A 15,787-nucleotide genomic window follows, 5' to 3' on the forward strand; every position below is an offset into this window, starting at 1 on the left:
TCCTTACAACAACAAAGGTAAAAATTAACCATGAAACTAAAGGTATAAACCTTTAAAATATTCACACTGCAAAGATAAAGTAGGGGCGGGGTTTATCCCCGCCCTAACCCCCTTGTCGGTAATCATTTCACCCCCGTGCCATCTGTTTATATATCTTTTGCGGGGTTAGGGCGGGGATGAACCCCGCCCCTACATTGTCACCCTTGACACTGAATTGCGGGGAATTGTCTCCGATCTTAAACATCGTTTGAAGAGGTGGGTTCGTAGGGGCGGGGTTCATCCCCGCCCTAACCCCCTTGTCGGTAATCATTTCACCCCCGTGCCATCTGTTTATATATCTTTTTCGGGGTTAGAGGGTGTGTCAAAATACAAATCCACAACCTAACAACCTTCAATCTGTAAGTTGAGAGCCCTCTAAAAGCAAAGAATAAGCCATTTCTTGACTCGAAATGAGTTTTGAAATGGCTTTTTCTTATTGGAAAGTTTCAATCTGTAAGATTTTCAAAATGGCATTTGCATTTTGACACGCCCTCCTACATTGTCACCCTTGACACAGAATTGCGGGGAATTGTCTCCGACCCTAAACGTCGTTTGAAGTGGTGGGTTCGTAGGGGCGGGGTTCATCCCCGCCCTAACCCCGCAAAACATATGAGTGGGTCGATATAGTCACCAATCTTGGAACTTGGGTGTCCCAATGACGAAAGCAGGTGCTGGTTGTAACCTCTTCCCATGATTTTATGCTGTTGTCTTGTGTCCTCTTTTGATTGCTGTTATGGAAGAGGTGCGGTGTCTGCTGGAAAGCGTGCAGAGCTGAGGTTGAAAAGTTATTTCAGTAGCTCAGCGAGCTTGCCGGCGAGTTTCTCACCGCGGGCGTCCATGTCCGTAGCAATGATCTTGCCGGTGGCTACATCGAAGAGATACATCGCCGGGATGGCACGTACGTGATAGAGATCTGCGAGCTTGCTGTCGGCATCGAGGAAGCTCGGCCACTGGAGTTTCTCGTCGGCGCAAGCCTTCTTCCATGCTTTTCGGTCACGGTCTGTGGAGATGCTGATGACCTGGAAGCCCTTGTCCTTATACTTGGCATACAGTGCCTTGACATTTGGAATCTCCATGCGGCATGGATGGCACCAGCTCGCCCAGAAGTCGATGAGTGCCACCTTTTTGCCCTTGACAAGGCTTGCCAGCGTGTGGCTCTTGCCGGCTTCGTCCTTCACGGTGAACGGCGTGATCATTGCGCCCGCGCCTCCGCCGGGGTACAACTCGGCGTAGACCTTCTTGCCATACCAGCTGTTCTTGGCAGCGGGCGACATGGCCTCGAAGACAGCCTTGTCCGCCGGACGGAAGTAATTCATGAAGTCCATCATCAGCAACGGACCCCAGAACGAGTCTTTATGGGCGTTGATGGTACTGTCGAGACGGAATTCCACTGTGCTGAAGAAGATGCTGTCGGCCTGCAACATAGTCTTGTACTCGCTGCTCTCCTTGACGGTCTTGCGCTCTTCGTCGGTCTTGGCATTGTTTAATTGCTGATGTAAGGCTTCAAACTTCTTGGCGTTGCTCTGATAGATTTTGTCGAGCTCGTCGCGTACGCTGTACATCTTGCTATACTCGTCGGTCAGGGGCGAGCCGGTGACTTTCATGTTGGCGAAGTCATAGACGGGGAGTCCCTGGCTGGTACCTTTCTGTTTGACATCAGCGGTGATGGTGATGTCGGAGTTGTCGAGCATAAATTTTCCCATACCATAGCTGTCCTTGACCCTCATGCAGATGAGGCGCGGATCGTCTTGCTGTCCGGTGACGGAGCACTGCCCGCCTTTCACGGTGGCTGTGGCAACGGGCTTCTCGTTGTCGTGGCTCATGGGCACGAACTCGATGACAGTGCCGTCGGCCAGTCCGTGGAGGGTAGCCTTGATGGTGTAGCTTTGTGCGTTGGCGATGATGGCAAACAACGCCATCATTGCCGTTAAGAGTTGTCTTCTCATTTTGCTAATATTTATTTTACTTGTTGATGATGGCTGTTTATTCTGCGTCGAGGTTTGTCATGTCTACGATTTTTCCCCATCCTGTGCGTACGGGTTGAGCGAGCCAGACCATCATCGTTGTGGCGCGGTTGCCGTCTTCGCCCACCGAGGTGATGGTGGCTCCGGCGAGCGGCTCCCCGGTGTCGTCGACAACGATACCGGTGATCTCTCGGCTGAAGTGTGTTTTGAACGGCCTTGTCTGTAAGGTGCTGTCACGCTGCTGTCCTTGTATGGGGATCACGGGATACAGCAGGCACATCACTGCAATCAGAATGTTTTCTTTCATAAGCGTAGGTTTTGCCTGGTTCATGTTTTACTCTCTTACTTTTAGCTTCCTTTTAATTAAAAAACGTTTCAGATGGATTTTTGGGTACGGCAAATCATTCTTTTTATTAAATTCCGTCGTTTTTCTTTCTTAGAATCGTCGGATTTGTCATCATTCGGTTCAAGATAGAATGCGATGAAATGTATGCCTTTCAGAAAAAAGCACTAACTTTGTAGTCGTTTTGTATCATCATCATAAAAAAAGATGAACCGGCAAGGTGATTTTGATAAAGTCTTCAGGTTGTATTATGAGCCCATGTATTTCTTCGCCCGCCATTTTGTGGACGAAGAGGAGACGTGTCGTGACCTTGTCATGGATGTCTTTGAGGATCTCTGGCGGCACCGCGACGGCGTGAAGGCCACGACGGCGAAAAGCTGGCTCTTTGTCGACTTGCGCAATAAGTGCATCGACTATTTGCGGCGACAACACCGGGCACGGCAATACGAAGTGACAGCGATGCTGCTCAACAAGGAGTGGACCGAGAACACCGACCCGCTGGAACAGCAGGAGCGTGAGCGCATCGTGGCCAGGCGCCTCGATGCCTTGCCGGTCACGACACGCCGCATCTTTGAAGCCTGCTATGTCGAGGGAAAGAAATATAAAGAGGTGGCTGCGGAAATGGGTATCAGTGTGAGCACCGTGAAAAAGCATATCGTCAAAGCATTGAAAAGTGTTAAAAGGCAGACGAAACCATAACCGTTTCCTTTTTTCAATCGTTTATTAAATGACGGAAAAACAATCATGGAAGCTAATCAGAAACATATATTATCAGAAGAAGACCGTGTGCTCGAACTCATGGAGCATGGGTCATTGGCCGACAAGGCTGCGCTCGACGCGCTGCGCGATGACGAGCAGTTGCGCCAGGCGTGCATGGACGTGCTGGAGCTCACCTCGTGCTGCCGCCGCAGAGAGGAGAAGCCCGACGTGGAAGCGGCTCTCCGTCGTTTCCATCAGCATCACGTCGCGCAGCGTGTGGCTTTAAAGCCACAGTCGTCGCGTCGCCGTTGGTGGGCTGTTGCCGCTGCCGTGCTGGTGCTTGTCGGAATGTCGGCATTGCTTCTCCCACAGTTGTCGCGGCAGACACCGCTTGCGGAGCAGTCCGCTATCCAGCTCTATCGCCAACCTGTACTTCTGGCCGACGGCGGGCGGAAGGCACCCGTAGGCATGGAGTCGGCATTCAAGCCGATAGTTCTCACCGCACCGCCGAGGACCGCTGGGGAAGCACCCGCGAAAACGATCACCGCCAAGGCTGGAGCCGGCGAAAACAGTGTCGTGACGTTGCCCGACGGCAGTCGCGTGTATCTCTATCCACAAAGCAGTTTGAGCTTTCCTTCGCGCTTTGAGGGCGAAGAGCGTCGCGTGAGCTTCAGCGGCAAGGCCACGTTCTGCGTGCGTCACGACGCCCGTCATCCCTTCTTTGTGGATGCGGCAGGTGTGGAGACCAAGGTGCTTGGCACCGTGTTCAATGTCAGCACCTATGAAGGGACTCCCAAGCGTGTGACGCTCATCAGCGGCAGTGTGCAGGTCTGTGATGCCTATCACTGTGTCGTCCTACAACCCAGTGAGCAGGCCCGTTTCTTTGACTATCAGGCCATGGATGTCGTCAAGGCCGATACGCTGACCTATACCTCCTGGATGGAGGGTGAGTTCTATTACCACGACGTGCCGCTTTCTTTTGTCATTGAGGATTTGTGCCGCTACTACGACTGTCAGCCTGCCGATTTCCTCTGTGATGCATCTCACGACATTCATGTCAGCCTGCGTGCCAGCCGCAAACTCTCCCTCCGCCAAATCGTTGAAATTCTCAACAAAAGCAATGCGCTCAGCATCAGAGTGAAATAGTGGCGCAGAACGGTCAGTAGCTGTGTGTCCCCTCCGGGACATTGTGTCTTGCCCTCTATCCGCTCTCTCAATTCTTGCTTCTCTGTATACTCAATAAATCGGAGCATTCTTCCTGTTTTCGTCACATTTTCGGGGATAAAAGTTAATTGCTTAGAAATCAACAAACAAGCCTCTGAAAATTTACGAATTTGGGTGTCCTACGCTATCTTCGCTTTATGTTGTACGTTTACATAAAATATGTAGCGTGGGTAAATGGAAATAATTACTGTCATGGGTGTTAGGGCGGGGATTATCGACGCACTGGATATTTCCCGTGGGCCGATATATTCATAATTGGTTAGAGAGGTCCATAACTCAAGGAAAATAGTCATAGGCAGGCTTAAGCTCCCGATGGAGCTATGGTGTGTAAGTGATGGGGCAGCCTTTGCGAGCAAGCTCGCAGTCTGCCCCATCACTTCCACACCACCCCTGACGGGGTTAAAGCCAGCCTATGACGAAAATTGCCTTGGCATAAAATTGCGCATAAGCGCATAAAATAAATTGCGCCAAGGCGCATAAAATATTGTGCCGCCCAACAGAACACAAGCAGCATAGCAGACTTTCAAGACGCTATGGACTATCTTTCGGCCGCAGGATTTTATGCCCCAGGGGCAATTTTACGCGATAGCGATTTTCGTCATGGCCAGGCTTGACACCAAAGGTGTGGGTCTAAAGCTATGGAGTAGGCGGCGAGCTTGCTCGCAAGACTACCCCATAGCTTTAGACCCATTGCTCCTTGGGGAGCATAAGCATGACCATGATTTTCTTTTCTCTTTTCCGTTTGAAAATGCCAAAGCGATAATGGCAGTATAAAGATTTATATTTCCTCTCACTATGATTCCACGGAAAATATCCAGTGCGTCACGGGCAGAGATCTCTGTGTTCTCTGTGTGAGAATATTACAGACAAGAGGGTTAGGGCGGGGATGAACCCCGCCCCTACGGCCCCACCGCATCGTTAACAGGGCAATACCATAAAAACGATGTTAATGTCATCTACCGTTAGGGCGGGGTTTATCCCCGCCCTAACCCCGCAAAACATATGAGTGGGCTGATATAGTCACCAATCTTGGAACTTGGGTGTCCCAATGACGAAAGCAGGAACAGTCAGCAGCTGTGTTGCCCCTCCGGGACATTGTGTCTTGCCCCCTATCCGCTCTCTCAATTCTTGCTTCTCTGTATAGGCTGGTTCTATAAATTAGGCTGATAGAATAATCGATAAAGTGCAGTTGTCGTTTCGGTCGTCTTCTGCATCTATCGGTCTCAAAACGTCAAGTCTCATCGGTCGTGTAGCCCGCTACACTCCCTTTTCAACTTACGTTTTGAATCCCGATATCTTGCAGAATACGACTCGACCTAATTTATAGAACCAGCCTATACTCAATAAATCGGAGCATTCTTCTTCTCGGTGTCTTTGTATGAGAGTTGCCGACCGCAATGGTGAGATGCTCATGTGTGCTGCAGCTGTATGGCGAGCCGACAAGAACATTCTGCGTGCAGTCAGTCCTGAACTGATGTTTGATGTTCAGCGTACTGGTCCATGTGTAGGCTTCATCTGTGTTATGAAACGCTGGCTTTTGTCAAACGTGCTACAAACCCGTGAAGAAGGCGTGAAGAAGCAGGGTGGGAGGGAAAGAACGTGTTCTTAGTATTACTTTTTTCTATAACTTTGTAAGCAAACAAAGGGGGCTTGGTCATGCAGCCTCTGAGAAAAAGCAAAGGCTTTTTTCGAGCGGCGATGACCACGTGAGGTTGAAAGGATCATCTCATGGGTTCCTTAATAAATAAGGAGTAAAGCGTATGAAAAAAGTTATGATGACAGTCATGGCAGCCGTTGTCTGCCTGACGATGAGTGCAGAGAAGAACACAGTCATCCCGGCTATGGGCTGTGCGGAACAGACCGTGATGAAGATGCTGGGGGCACCGGCTGAAGTGCTGTCCGACGGCAACGAGGTGGTGTATCACAACATTTCCTATAGGGGAACACGTTGGGACCGTGCCGTCATCACCTATCAGCAGGCGGGCGACCTGAAGGTGATGAAGAGCGTTACCTTGACCGAGCCTTGCCACAACGCGCAGGAGGCTTTTGACCTCAATGTCGGGTTGCAACAGCAACTGCGCCGTGAATATGGTTGGCTCGACAACAACGCCGAGAGTGAGAGTTGGATGACCTGCCAGGGTGGCGAAGCCTTAGGAAGTGGCAGCCGCTATGCCTTCACGCTGAGCACACAGAAAGAAGGCAAGACCAACGTTGTCAGCCTTGCCTTGTATTGATTTTCAGCAATCCCATCATTCTGTCGATGTCGCCGTTGTACAAGGCACGTTCCAGGTCAACGATGGTGGTGTTTGTCGTAAAAGTGTCCTGCGTTATTGACATCATCCATCGTAGGGGCGGGGTTTATCCCCGCCCTAACCCCGCAAAAGATATTAAAAACATGTGGCACGCGGCATGGGATGATTACCGTCACGTGGCATGTTTGCCATCACATGTCATGGGATGATTACCGTCAAGGGGGTTAGGGCGGGGATAAACCCCGCCCCTACGGACCCACCACGATCTGGTATTGCTGGCATCCGCCGGGGTGATATTGCTGGCATCCGCCCCTACCGAAAAAACCATCAATACCGAGCGGGTATTGATGGGTTTTGTTTTCCCCTTTTCTTGGAAAGGGTTATGGAAGTATTTCTTTGTTGTCCCAGTTAAGGGTTAGTGAGTTTTTCTCTTTTATTTCTTCGTCACCCCTGTCATCGCCAGACAGAGTTTTTTTTGGAGCACGCGGGCATCGAGTACACTCATGTCGTTGTCCATGATGGCGAAGGCCAGCAGGTGGCCGTCAGCTCCTTTACAGTATCCGGCCAGTGAGCTGATGCCAAAGGGATGGGAGAGTGTGCCCGTCTTGCCACGTATCAGCCCTTTGAGTTTCGGGTCACTGAGTTCCGCGCGCAATGTGCCGTCTACGCCGGAGACTGCCAGCCATGTGTGCAGCTTCTTATAGATGGCAGGACGCTGATAGCCATAGCGCAGTACGGCGACAAGCACTTCGGGCGACAGGTGGTTGTAGGTGCACAGGCCGCAACCGTCGTGGATGACGATGTGCTTGTCTTTCAGTCCCAGACTGTCGCGTACAAAGCCACGGAGATAGTTCACACCGACGGCGGGCAGGTTGCCGTGCTTGTCGAGATGATAGCCGATGGTATAGAGCAGTGACGTGGCCTGAGTGTTGCTGCTGTTTTTCCACATCTTCTTGATCACATAGTCTACCGGCCTGCCGAAGCGAAACAGCGGCTTGGCCTGTCGTGGCAGTCCGCCATAGACCACCTGACTGTCCGCCACCTGATAGCCCGCCTGGCGGAAGGCTGTCATCACAGCCTTACGCACCTTTTGGTCTCCTTTATACAAGATGCCATAGCGCGAGAACGAGAGGTCCCAGGGATACCAGTGCTGCTCGCTGGTCACGGGCTTGTGGAGCACGAGGTCGAGGACGAGCTTTCCGTTGAACTGTCTGATGCCTTTCTTTTTCATCGCCTGAGGAAACATCTTCAGGTCAGGCTCGTTGAGTTGTGGATCGAGCTGCGCTTTAAAGATGACATTGCCTTGCAGCGTATCACCCCTCATGCTGCCCGTTGTCCATATAGAAGTGGGATAGAAATAGTCTGTGCCGAGCAGGTGCAGTCCTGCCACGCCGGTGATCAGCTTCAGACAGGAGGCTGATGCCATGGTCACCTTTTGTCCCTCGCCATAGACGGGCTTGTCGGCAGTGAGGTCATAGACATAGAAGCCAAAGAGTCCTTTGCAGCGGGGCGCGGCGGCGAACTCTTTCAGTCGTGACTGCAGTGCCGTGTCCACTGGGATGTTGTTTTCCTTCCCTTGTGTTGCCGTCTTGGCATTATCGTCTTTCTTGCCGCCGCAGGAAGCAAAAAGAATAAGGGCGAGAGCCAGGGAGAAGAGTCCTTTGTATATTCTTCTCTCTCGCTCAGTGCGTGTGATATAAGTGTGCATGATAATATCAGCCTCACCCCCGTGCCCCTCTCCAAAGGAGAGGGGAGTGATTACAGGGTTAAACGGGTGGTGTTGATGGCTATGATTTTGATTATTATTATATATGTATATCTTATTACTTGTAGCTCAGCATCATATTAATGATAGCTTTGCGAGCTATCCCCTTACTGTTTATCCAGCATTTCACTCCCCTCTCCCTTGGAGAGGGGTAAGGGGGTGAGTCTGTGTTTTGGGGGTGAGGCTCTTTTCTTTCACCGGCTCCATGTGTATGCTGATAAACGTGCCTTGTCCGAAGCGCTCGCGCAGGCGCTTTTCCGCACTGGAGACAATTTGGTGGGCTTCTGCCAGTGTCAGACTGCCTGGCAAGCGTACGTGCATCTCTATGGCGATATGGCTGCCGATGCGGCGCGTACGCAGATGATGGATGTCGCTGAGCCTTGGGTCTTCGGTGACCGAGTGCTCGATGTCTTTCTCCATGGCCTCGGGCAGACTTTTCTCCAAGAGTTCGCCTAAGGCATTGGCCATGAGTTTCCATGCGGTGATGACGATGAGCACGCTGACGATCACGGCGGCGATAGGGTCGAGGACAGCCCACGACGGTCCCAGTGCGATGGCGCCACCGATGCCGATGGCGGTGCCTACAGACGACAGGGCGTCGCTGCGATGGTGCCAGGCGTTGGCCATCACCGTCTCGCTTTGTATGGCACGCCCTGTGCGCATGGTGAACTGGAAGCACCACTCTTTGAGCGCGATGCTGAGGAGGGCTGCGACGAGTGCGATCCATCCCGGCTGTCCCAACTGCCCGCCTTGCAGGGCAGCCCAAATCTTCACCACGCCACCATAGCAGATGCCGAGTCCCACGACAAACAGCGCCATACCGATGATGGCTGTGGCGAGCGTTTCGTATTTGCCGTGCCCGTAGTCATGGTCTTCGTCTTGTGGGCGTGAGCTGAGCTTCATGAAGATGATCACCACCGCGTCGGTGAGCAGGTCGCTCAGCGAGTGTATGCCGTCGGCAATCATGGCGGCAGACTGTCCGAGGACGCCGGCGATGAGCTTGAAGATGACCAGTATGATGTTGATGGCCGCACCGTAGAGTGTCACGCGTGTGGCCCGTTTCTCTCTTTCTGTTTTCATGGTACTAACGATCAAAGAATGAGCAATCATTTAAATGGTGACAAAAATAAGCATTTCGTCTGAGACCGCCAAGGGTATGATATCTTTTTAATGTTATTTGAACTGTTTGACGAGTTGCTCGGGTGTGCAGTCTTTGAGAGTGACGATATTGTTTTTGTCGAGGAGATAGATGGTCGGTGTGGCTTTGATGGCGTATTGTATGGTGAGTCTGTCATTGACCTTTATGCGCAGGATCTTGACGTCGGCGGGCAGGGGGTGGGCCTGCATCCATGTCCATACCGTGTGGCAGTTTTCGCAGTCGGGGTCATAGAAAAAGAGGCAAAGCCTTTGGCTGCTGTATTCGCGAATGCTGTGTGTGCTGCCGTCGTCGGCGGTGAAGGCGAAGTTGCTTGCCGTGTCGCCGGGGAGATTGACCGCGGCCAGTCGTGCCCGGAAGCGATAGCGGCTGCGCTCTGTGGAGTCGGTATGGCAGTTGTTGGCGATGGCGTTGAGCAGCAGGCTGTAGGTGCGGTCGTTGCGCAGTGGCGAGTTGTTGTCGTCGAGGTACTGGTCGATGAGGCTGTCAAAGCGCCGGCGTGCCGGTGGGCAGCTCCATGCCTTGTCGATGAAGATCTTTGCGCTCTGCGGCCCCACGTTTTTGCCGAAGCGTCCCAGGAGGTCGATGTAGTTGACAAAGCCCTGCTCGCCGTAGTCCTGTGAGCAGAGAAGCGTGGTGTCGGCGAAGTCGACATTGTCCCAGTAGTGCAGCAGCAGATAGTCGGCTCTGGCCTGTGGCTGTCGCAGCGTGTCGGGAACAGAAGGATAGGGGAAAGTGGTGGTCTGCGCCGTCACGGAGACGGCACAGAGCCACAGCACGGCGGTCGTGGCAACAGCCATGCTGTGCAGTTTCTTTATCATCGCGTCTTTCATGGTTGCAAATATACGGTTTTTGAGTGGAATGCGCAACAATGGGGACCAGGAAAAAACGGGTTGCCCGTTGGACAGACGTGAAGTATTAATGTTGTGCTATCGCCTGACTTCGTCAATGCGTCACCCTGAATCGAGAATAAGTTTTTGGAAAATAGTCACGTACAGACTTTAGCTCCCCATGGAGCTATGGTGCTGAGGTGATGGGGACAGCCTTACGAGCAAGCTCATCGGCTGCCCCCATCACCTCAGCACCACCCCCTACAGGGAACAAAGCCTGTCCGTGACGAAAATCGCTATCGCGTAAAATTGCGCAGAGCGCATAAAATATTCAGCCCCCCCTAAATCTGCTCACAATTATTTTAGAAAGCCCTGATGATATCGTCGTGGTAATAATAACGCTCTATCTGTGCTTTGGGCCATGTACCGAAGTTCACCAGAATGGCTATTGGAAACGATGTGCCGCGAAGATAACCAAACGTCTGAAACTGCTCTTTGTTCGTGATAGTCTTGATGGACTTGCACTCTATGATGACATTGCCACGGGGCATTATCACGACCATATCCATCTTGATGTAGCTTTCGAGTTGTTCTCCGTCGAAAAACGGATGATATATGAACTCCTTCCTTGCATCAAACTTTTCTTTAACCAATTTTCTGCACAAAGCCTCCTGGTAGATATATTCCGGCATTCCGGGTCCCAATTGTCTGTGGACATATTGCATACAGCCAATAATGCCATAAACATATTGAATGAGGGACTGATGAAGATCAGGATCGAGGAGAGAACGAGAAATAGACAAATCATTCATGTACTGCGTTTTACTTACAAACGATTATTCAGCCGCTTTATTTTATGCGCTATGCGCAATTTTATGCCTTGGCAATTTTCTTCATGTACAGGCTTTGCCCCCGAAAGGGGGTGAGTCTCAACCAGCGGGATGGCCGTCGAGCTTGCTCGTAAGGCTATCCCGCTGGTTGAGACTCAGAGCTCCTCATGGAGCGTAAGCCTGTACATGATTTTCTTTTTTCGTATCATCTGGAGATGGCAAGGCAATATGAGTCAGGACAAAGACATTGACTGTCTGCCGGGCTGTTAAGGAGGGATACCATTCCATAATTCGTAATTGCGTCACCATCAATTGGTGAAAATAAGCTTATAACTAACTGATAATCAATGATGATACTTTATCCAACCAAAGATGTGATGAAGTCAGTCAAATATACGGCTTTTGAGTGGAATGCGCAACAATGGGGACCAGAAAAAAACGGTTTGCCCGTTGGACAGACGTGAAGTATTAATGTTGTGCTATCGTTTACGGTTTATTCGCTTTGTTGGATCAACTGACATCCTGCCTTTTTTTCCTCATGCTATTAGCTTGAGGATGTAGTCAGCGATGCTTGACGGATGCCGCTCGGCATACTGGCGTATGTCTTCCCCGGCGGGCACAAGTTTGCCTTTGACAAGACGGCTGATGACAGGGTTGAGGTTGCTGGCCACATTGAGCATGCCTGGCAGGAGCAGACGCTTTACTTTCGGGTTGGCCAACAACAGGGCAAGGACACGGGCTGGCTGGTTTTCGCTGCTGCTCCACTGGAGGATGGAGCCTGTCAGCCTGGGATCGGTGCGGAAGAGTGCGTTGTAGAACTGGTCAATTTCTGATTTGATGGCGTGCACGGTGTCGTGGGTGTCGTCGCCGTGCGTCTCCTCGGCGGTATAGCGCGCGACGAGATGTCGTAGGAGTTGCAGGGCGTGGAGCTCGCGATAGCGGTCGTCGAGATGCCGGAGGCGTCGCAGCACAGCGATGCGCTCAGTGTTTTCCATCGTAGGCAGCATGTCCTCCCACTGATGGGCGAGTGTATCGGTGACCTTGTCCTGCTGCTCCAGTGTGGCAATGTCCTTGAGTCTCTGCCCGACGAAGCGCTTCAGGCGTGTCAGCACGTCGTCAGACCTCAGTGCCTCCATGCGCTGGCGGATGGTGTTGAGTGTCGGTGTCATGTCGTGGATAGGCTTGATGGCGAGACCCTTGCGGTAGCTGTCGATGAGCGCGGGCAGGTCGTCGCTGATGTCTTTGACGGGGAGTGTGCCGGTGAGCAGACTCAGGTCTTTGTTCAGTTCTTGGCAGATGGCACTAATCTGCCGGAGCCACGTTGCGTTTACCGAAGCCTGCTTGCCCAACTGTTCGGGTTGTCCCTCGTTCAGTGCCTGCTGGCTGTCGTCGATGAGTTTGTGGGCATCGAAGAGTTCCGTCTGCTTGATGTCGTCGATTTGCTGCAATACAAGGCGTACAAAGTAGAGTGCCGCCTGGCTGTTAAGCCGCATGATTTGCTCCGAGACTGCCGCGAAGCGTTGGTTCGATACTCTCCAGGAGTGCCTTTTGTGGGTGCCGAGCTGGTGGATCTCATCTTCTATTTTCTGCAGTTCATGGTTTTCCTCATCACTAAGGATATCGTGGTATTTCTTCACTGCTTCCAGTCGTCGCATGAGATCGTGCTGCCGTGCTTTCAGTTCCAGGCGGGAGGAGCGGCGCAGGCGTAGCAGGAAGAGATAGATGAGCAATAAGGTTCCCAACACGAGGACAGTGCCTTCGAGCAGGTTGCGCCGTGTGATCCTGCTTGTCTCCATGGTGATCCATTCTGTCTGCCGTTCGCTTCCAGCCTTGAAGCTGAGCACGCCGAGGTCGCAGCCTAAGTAGAGCTGTCCGTTGCTGACCAATGAGGCTTGCGGGTGAAACTTGATGTCGCGGAAATAGGTACCTTCGTTGCGAAGGCGCTGCCCTCTGACCTTGAGCTTCATGACACCACGTTCCAGGAGTGCGTAGACGACACTGTCGTTGACAGGCAACAAGGCCGCCGTGCCCTCCACCCTGACCGTGTCGGGTCCGCCTTGCAGACAGATGGCGTCGTTGGTGGCCAGCAGTGTGGCGGGTGGATAGGAGTTGACGATTGCCGTCAGCCGCGGATTGGAGTTCTGGTGGGCAAAGACCGGTTGAGGGCCGTCCCCCTGGTCGGTCCACAGTCCGTCGTTGAGCGTGGCAATCATTATGCGCTGGTTGTCGGGAGCCGTATAGAACGAGGTGACATATTTGTCACGAAACGATGCCACGTTGTGAGCCTGGTGGCCGTCGAGAGGCAGTTTCATCATGCCGTCCTGCACACCTATATATAATATAGGAGTCTTTGCGGGCAGCAGTCCCATGGCGGTCACCTTTCTCTTCGTGGAGAAGATCTCATGAGGTACGTGAGAGAGATAGTTACCCCAAAGGTGGTTGCCGAGGCTGAGGCGGAAGATCTGCTGTTGGTTGTTGAGATAATAGAGGATGCCGTTGTCGGCGACGCAGTCGATGATGGCGTTGGTGTGGATGAAGTCGAAGATCTTCCTTGCCTGCTTACTGCCTTCGGTCAGGGCGAAGACATTGCCGTGGTCGTCGACAAAGCAGAGGCGTCCCTCGTCCTGGCAGGCGGTGACGATGGGGTAGGGGGCAGAGCCGGAGAGATGACGGGGCAACTGCCACACGGCGTGGTCGGTGACGAGCCATACGAAGTCGTCGCCGCCGGACTGAGTGACCACGTGCGAGGACTTTGACGGTACGGGGCGCCGCAACTGCAAGTGGGCGAAGTGGTGGAGGTCGTCGGTGAGTATTGCGTGTGTGCGGCTGAGGAAACAGTAGGTCTTGTCCGTACGGAAGAAGCTTGTGGCCACGTCGGGCAGGACGTAAGTCTTCTCTTTGCCGTTTGGCTCGCGCTCGTAGTATTGGTCGCCGGCGAGGTAACAGAGACGCGAGCCCTGGCGTTGCACCCATGTCACCTTGTTTCCGGCGTGGATCGTCTGCACCTCGCCGGAGCGCGTGTCAACGAGTGCCAGCCCGCTGTCGGTGGCGAGTGCCAGGCGTCGGGCGTCGAGGTTGGCGATGAGCGGTGTGACAAAGGGCGCGCTGTTGCTGCGGTCGCGTGGATAGATCTTTTGCAGTCTGTGGTGTCCGTCATTCAGTGCAAAGAGTCCCTGACTGGTGGCCGCGTAGAGTCGGCCTGCTTTCCACAGGATGTCGTAGACCGAGTAGTGGAGGCCTTTGATGTCGATGGGATAGTGGGCGATGGGAAGGAACGCGTTGCCGTCGAACCGGTATTGTGCCAGTCCGCCGTTGCGGTGCCCAATCCAATACGTGCTGTCGTGCCTGACGACACAGTAGATGCGGTCGGAACTAAGCTTATAGTGCTTTCGCCCTTGTGTCGTCATGCGCCACAAATCGCCATATTCGCCGCCGATCCAGTGCACGCTGTCGCCTTCGGCGGAGAGCGAGGCGAGCGGCTCGTCGAAGTAGGTCTCTATCTCGTCCCAGCCCCATTTCTCTTTCTCTTTGTTGCAGCTGGTCAGGAGCACAGCACCGAAGAGGACTATCAGTACCAAGTACCATAGCGGTGATCGCCGTGTCGGGCTGGCGGTCGGAAATCCTTGGTGGTGCAGGCGGTCGGTATGTTGTGGCTTGTTGGTCATCATCATTACGCTCATCTTGTTTACTATCTTATCCAAAGGGTTGTAAGATTCAGAGCGTTTTGTTGCAGATCACCTCGTCCATCACCCGGTCGTTGTCGTCGACGGGCACCTGCTCCACGCGTTGGAAGTCAAAGCACACGCCGATCTTGTAGGCCTGCGGCACTTGTGCCAGAAAGCGGTCGTAGTATCCGCGTCCGCGTCCGAGCCGGTGTCCTTTGCTGTCGAAACTCATGCCCGGCACGATGATCAGCTCGATGCTGCCAAGGGCGTCATAGGGCTTGCCGACGGGCTCGAGCAGATGGTAGATGCCTTCGGCGAGATCGTCGGGTCCCGTGTATTGCCGTGGTTCAATATGTTGCTTGTCGACACATTTCGGTAGGATGACCGTCTTACCCTCCTTGAGCAGCGTGTCGGCGAGCTGGCGTGTGTCCACCTCGTCAGGCAGTGCATAGTAGAGCATCACCACGCGGGCTGCCTGCAGGCGTGGGTGGTCGAGCAGCGCCTGCTCGATCTCCTGTGACCAAGCCTGCCGTTGCTCCAAAGAGTATTGTTGTTTCCGTTGCCGGATGACTTGCCTGAGTTGTTGCTTTAAAGAATGAATGTCACTCATATTTCAAAAGGGAATACTAAGTAGTGACAAAGTTAGGAATATTTTTCTAAAGGACTGTATGTAGCGTGGATTTTAACGTATCATGCCTTCATTTCTCTCACGCCGTAGAGCGGAATGTTGGTCAGCCAGTCCTGCTTTTTATAGGGCGACATGCTGAAGCGGATGGCATGCAGGTCGGCGTGCTTGTCCATAAAGGCCTTCAGCGATTTTGCTTTCAGGTTTTCTTCTGCCTTGACTTCTATGGGTATAATCTTGCGTTTTGCGGGGTTAGGGCGGGGATAACCCCCGCCCCTACTTTATCTTTGCAGTGTGAATATTTTAAAGGTTTATACCTTTAGTTTCATGGTTAATTTTTACCTTTGTTGTTGTAAGGAAAAGTTGACCACCGGAGGGATAATCTATAGCCCCTA

General features: G+C 52.7%; 12 protein-coding genes and 1 pseudogene. 3 read left to right on the forward strand and 10 right to left on the reverse strand.

The features are described from left to right. Positions 1 to 824: 824 nt before the first annotated feature. Together FYJ73_RS14775 and FYJ73_RS14780 are read right to left on the reverse strand one after the other, a co-directional pair. On the reverse strand, positions 825 to 1,985 hold the full coding sequence (locus tag FYJ73_RS14775; RefSeq protein WP_154535510.1) for a TlpA disulfide reductase family protein: 1,161 nt from the start codon (positions 1,983 to 1,985) through the stop codon (positions 825 to 827). Between the two features lie 37 nt (positions 1,986 to 2,022). Beyond that, entirely contained in the window at positions 2,023 to 2,310 is a 288-nt protein-coding gene (locus FYJ73_RS14780) for a carboxypeptidase-like regulatory domain-containing protein (RefSeq protein WP_154535511.1), read from the reverse strand. 243 nt (positions 2,311 to 2,553) lie between these two features. Between FYJ73_RS14780 and FYJ73_RS14785 the strand changes: the two genes are divergently transcribed. From FYJ73_RS14785 to FYJ73_RS14795, 3 genes are all read left to right on the forward strand, one after another. Beyond that, on the forward strand, positions 2,554 to 3,045 hold the full coding sequence (locus tag FYJ73_RS14785) for an RNA polymerase sigma-70 factor (RefSeq protein WP_154535512.1): 492 nt from the start codon (positions 2,554 to 2,556) through the stop codon (positions 3,043 to 3,045). A 45-nt stretch (positions 3,046 to 3,090) separates the two neighbouring features. After that, positions 3,091 to 4,191: a FecR family protein gene (locus FYJ73_RS14790; protein ID WP_154535513.1), complete on the forward strand. Its 1,101-nt coding sequence runs from the start codon at positions 3,091 to 3,093 to the stop codon at positions 4,189 to 4,191. A 1,838-nt stretch (positions 4,192 to 6,029) separates the two neighbouring features. Continuing rightward, the gene (locus tag FYJ73_RS14795) at positions 6,030 to 6,503 is read left to right on the forward strand and encodes a hypothetical protein (RefSeq protein WP_154535514.1); all 474 of its coding nucleotides are present in this window, start codon (positions 6,030 to 6,032) and stop codon (positions 6,501 to 6,503) included. Here FYJ73_RS14795 and FYJ73_RS16185 read toward each other — a convergent pair. The 8 genes and pseudogenes from FYJ73_RS16185 to FYJ73_RS16030 form a co-directional block, all read right to left on the reverse strand. Then, the gene (locus tag FYJ73_RS16185) at positions 6,484 to 6,609 is read right to left on the reverse strand and encodes a hypothetical protein (RefSeq protein WP_262885131.1); all 126 of its coding nucleotides are present in this window, start codon (positions 6,607 to 6,609) and stop codon (positions 6,484 to 6,486) included. The two genes, FYJ73_RS14795 and FYJ73_RS16185, sit on opposite strands and share 20 nt — an antisense overlap. Positions 6,610 to 6,954: 345 nt before the next feature. Next, positions 6,955 to 8,229: a D-alanyl-D-alanine carboxypeptidase/D-alanyl-D-alanine-endopeptidase gene (locus FYJ73_RS14800; RefSeq protein WP_154535515.1), complete on the reverse strand. Its 1,275-nt coding sequence runs from the start codon at positions 8,227 to 8,229 to the stop codon at positions 6,955 to 6,957. Between the two features lie 183 nt (positions 8,230 to 8,412). After that, a complete protein-coding gene (locus FYJ73_RS14805; RefSeq protein WP_154535516.1) occupies positions 8,413 to 9,366 on the reverse strand; it encodes a cation diffusion facilitator family transporter in 954 nt (317 codons plus the stop codon). A gap of 93 nt (positions 9,367 to 9,459) precedes the next feature. Beyond that, positions 9,460 to 10,263 carry a DUF5106 domain-containing protein gene (locus FYJ73_RS14810; RefSeq protein ID WP_206081801.1) on the reverse strand — a complete coding sequence of 268 codons (804 nt, stop codon included), beginning with the start codon at positions 10,261 to 10,263 and terminating at the stop codon, positions 9,460 to 9,462. A 371-nt stretch (positions 10,264 to 10,634) separates the two neighbouring features. Further along, on the reverse strand, positions 10,635 to 11,084 hold the full coding sequence (locus tag FYJ73_RS14815) for a GxxExxY protein (protein ID WP_154535518.1): 450 nt from the start codon (positions 11,082 to 11,084) through the stop codon (positions 10,635 to 10,637). Positions 11,085 to 11,638: 554 nt separating this feature from the next. Beyond that, positions 11,639 to 14,803 (reverse strand): coiled-coil domain-containing protein, encoded by a 3,165-nt coding sequence (locus tag FYJ73_RS14820; protein ID WP_154535519.1) that lies wholly within the window; start codon positions 14,801 to 14,803, stop codon positions 11,639 to 11,641. Between the two features lie 13 nt (positions 14,804 to 14,816). Further along, entirely contained in the window at positions 14,817 to 15,377 is a 561-nt protein-coding gene (locus tag FYJ73_RS14825) for a 5-formyltetrahydrofolate cyclo-ligase (RefSeq protein WP_154535520.1), read from the reverse strand. Between the two features lie 80 nt (positions 15,378 to 15,457). Beyond that, positions 15,458 to 15,628, reverse strand: a pseudogene (locus tag FYJ73_RS16030) (ATPase); the annotation flags it as partial. Positions 15,629 to 15,787: the final 159 nt, after the last annotated feature.

This window comes from Hallella mizrahii, from assembly GCF_009695775.1.
Taxonomy (GTDB): domain Bacteria; phylum Bacteroidota; class Bacteroidia; order Bacteroidales; family Bacteroidaceae; genus Prevotella; species Prevotella mizrahii.

Coding starts and splice junctions, on each gene's coding strand:
- FYJ73_RS14805 (WP_154535516.1), bottom strand. CDS start 9,366: ATGAAAACAGAAAGAGAGAAACGGGCCACACGCGTGACACTCTACGGT.
- FYJ73_RS14800 (WP_154535515.1), bottom strand. CDS start 8,229: ATGCACACTTATATCACACGCACTGAGCGAGAGAGAAGAATATACAAA.
- FYJ73_RS14815 (WP_154535518.1), bottom strand. CDS start 11,084: ATGAATGATTTGTCTATTTCTCGTTCTCTCCTCGATCCTGATCTTCAT.
- FYJ73_RS14775 (WP_154535510.1), bottom strand. CDS start 1,985: ATGAGAAGACAACTCTTAACGGCAATGATGGCGTTGTTTGCCATCATC.
- FYJ73_RS14825 (WP_154535520.1), bottom strand. CDS start 15,377: ATGAGTGACATTCATTCTTTAAAGCAACAACTCAGGCAAGTCATCCGG.
- FYJ73_RS14790 (WP_154535513.1), top strand. CDS start 3,091: ATGGAAGCTAATCAGAAACATATATTATCAGAAGAAGACCGTGTGCTC.
- FYJ73_RS16185 (WP_262885131.1), bottom strand. CDS start 6,609: ATGATGTCAATAACGCAGGACACTTTTACGACAAACACCACCATCGTT.
- FYJ73_RS14795 (WP_154535514.1), top strand. CDS start 6,030: ATGAAAAAAGTTATGATGACAGTCATGGCAGCCGTTGTCTGCCTGACG.
- FYJ73_RS14780 (WP_154535511.1), bottom strand. CDS start 2,310: ATGAAAGAAAACATTCTGATTGCAGTGATGTGCCTGCTGTATCCCGTG.
- FYJ73_RS14810 (WP_206081801.1), bottom strand. CDS start 10,263: ATGATAAAGAAACTGCACAGCATGGCTGTTGCCACGACCGCCGTGCTG.
- FYJ73_RS14785 (WP_154535512.1), top strand. CDS start 2,554: ATGAACCGGCAAGGTGATTTTGATAAAGTCTTCAGGTTGTATTATGAG.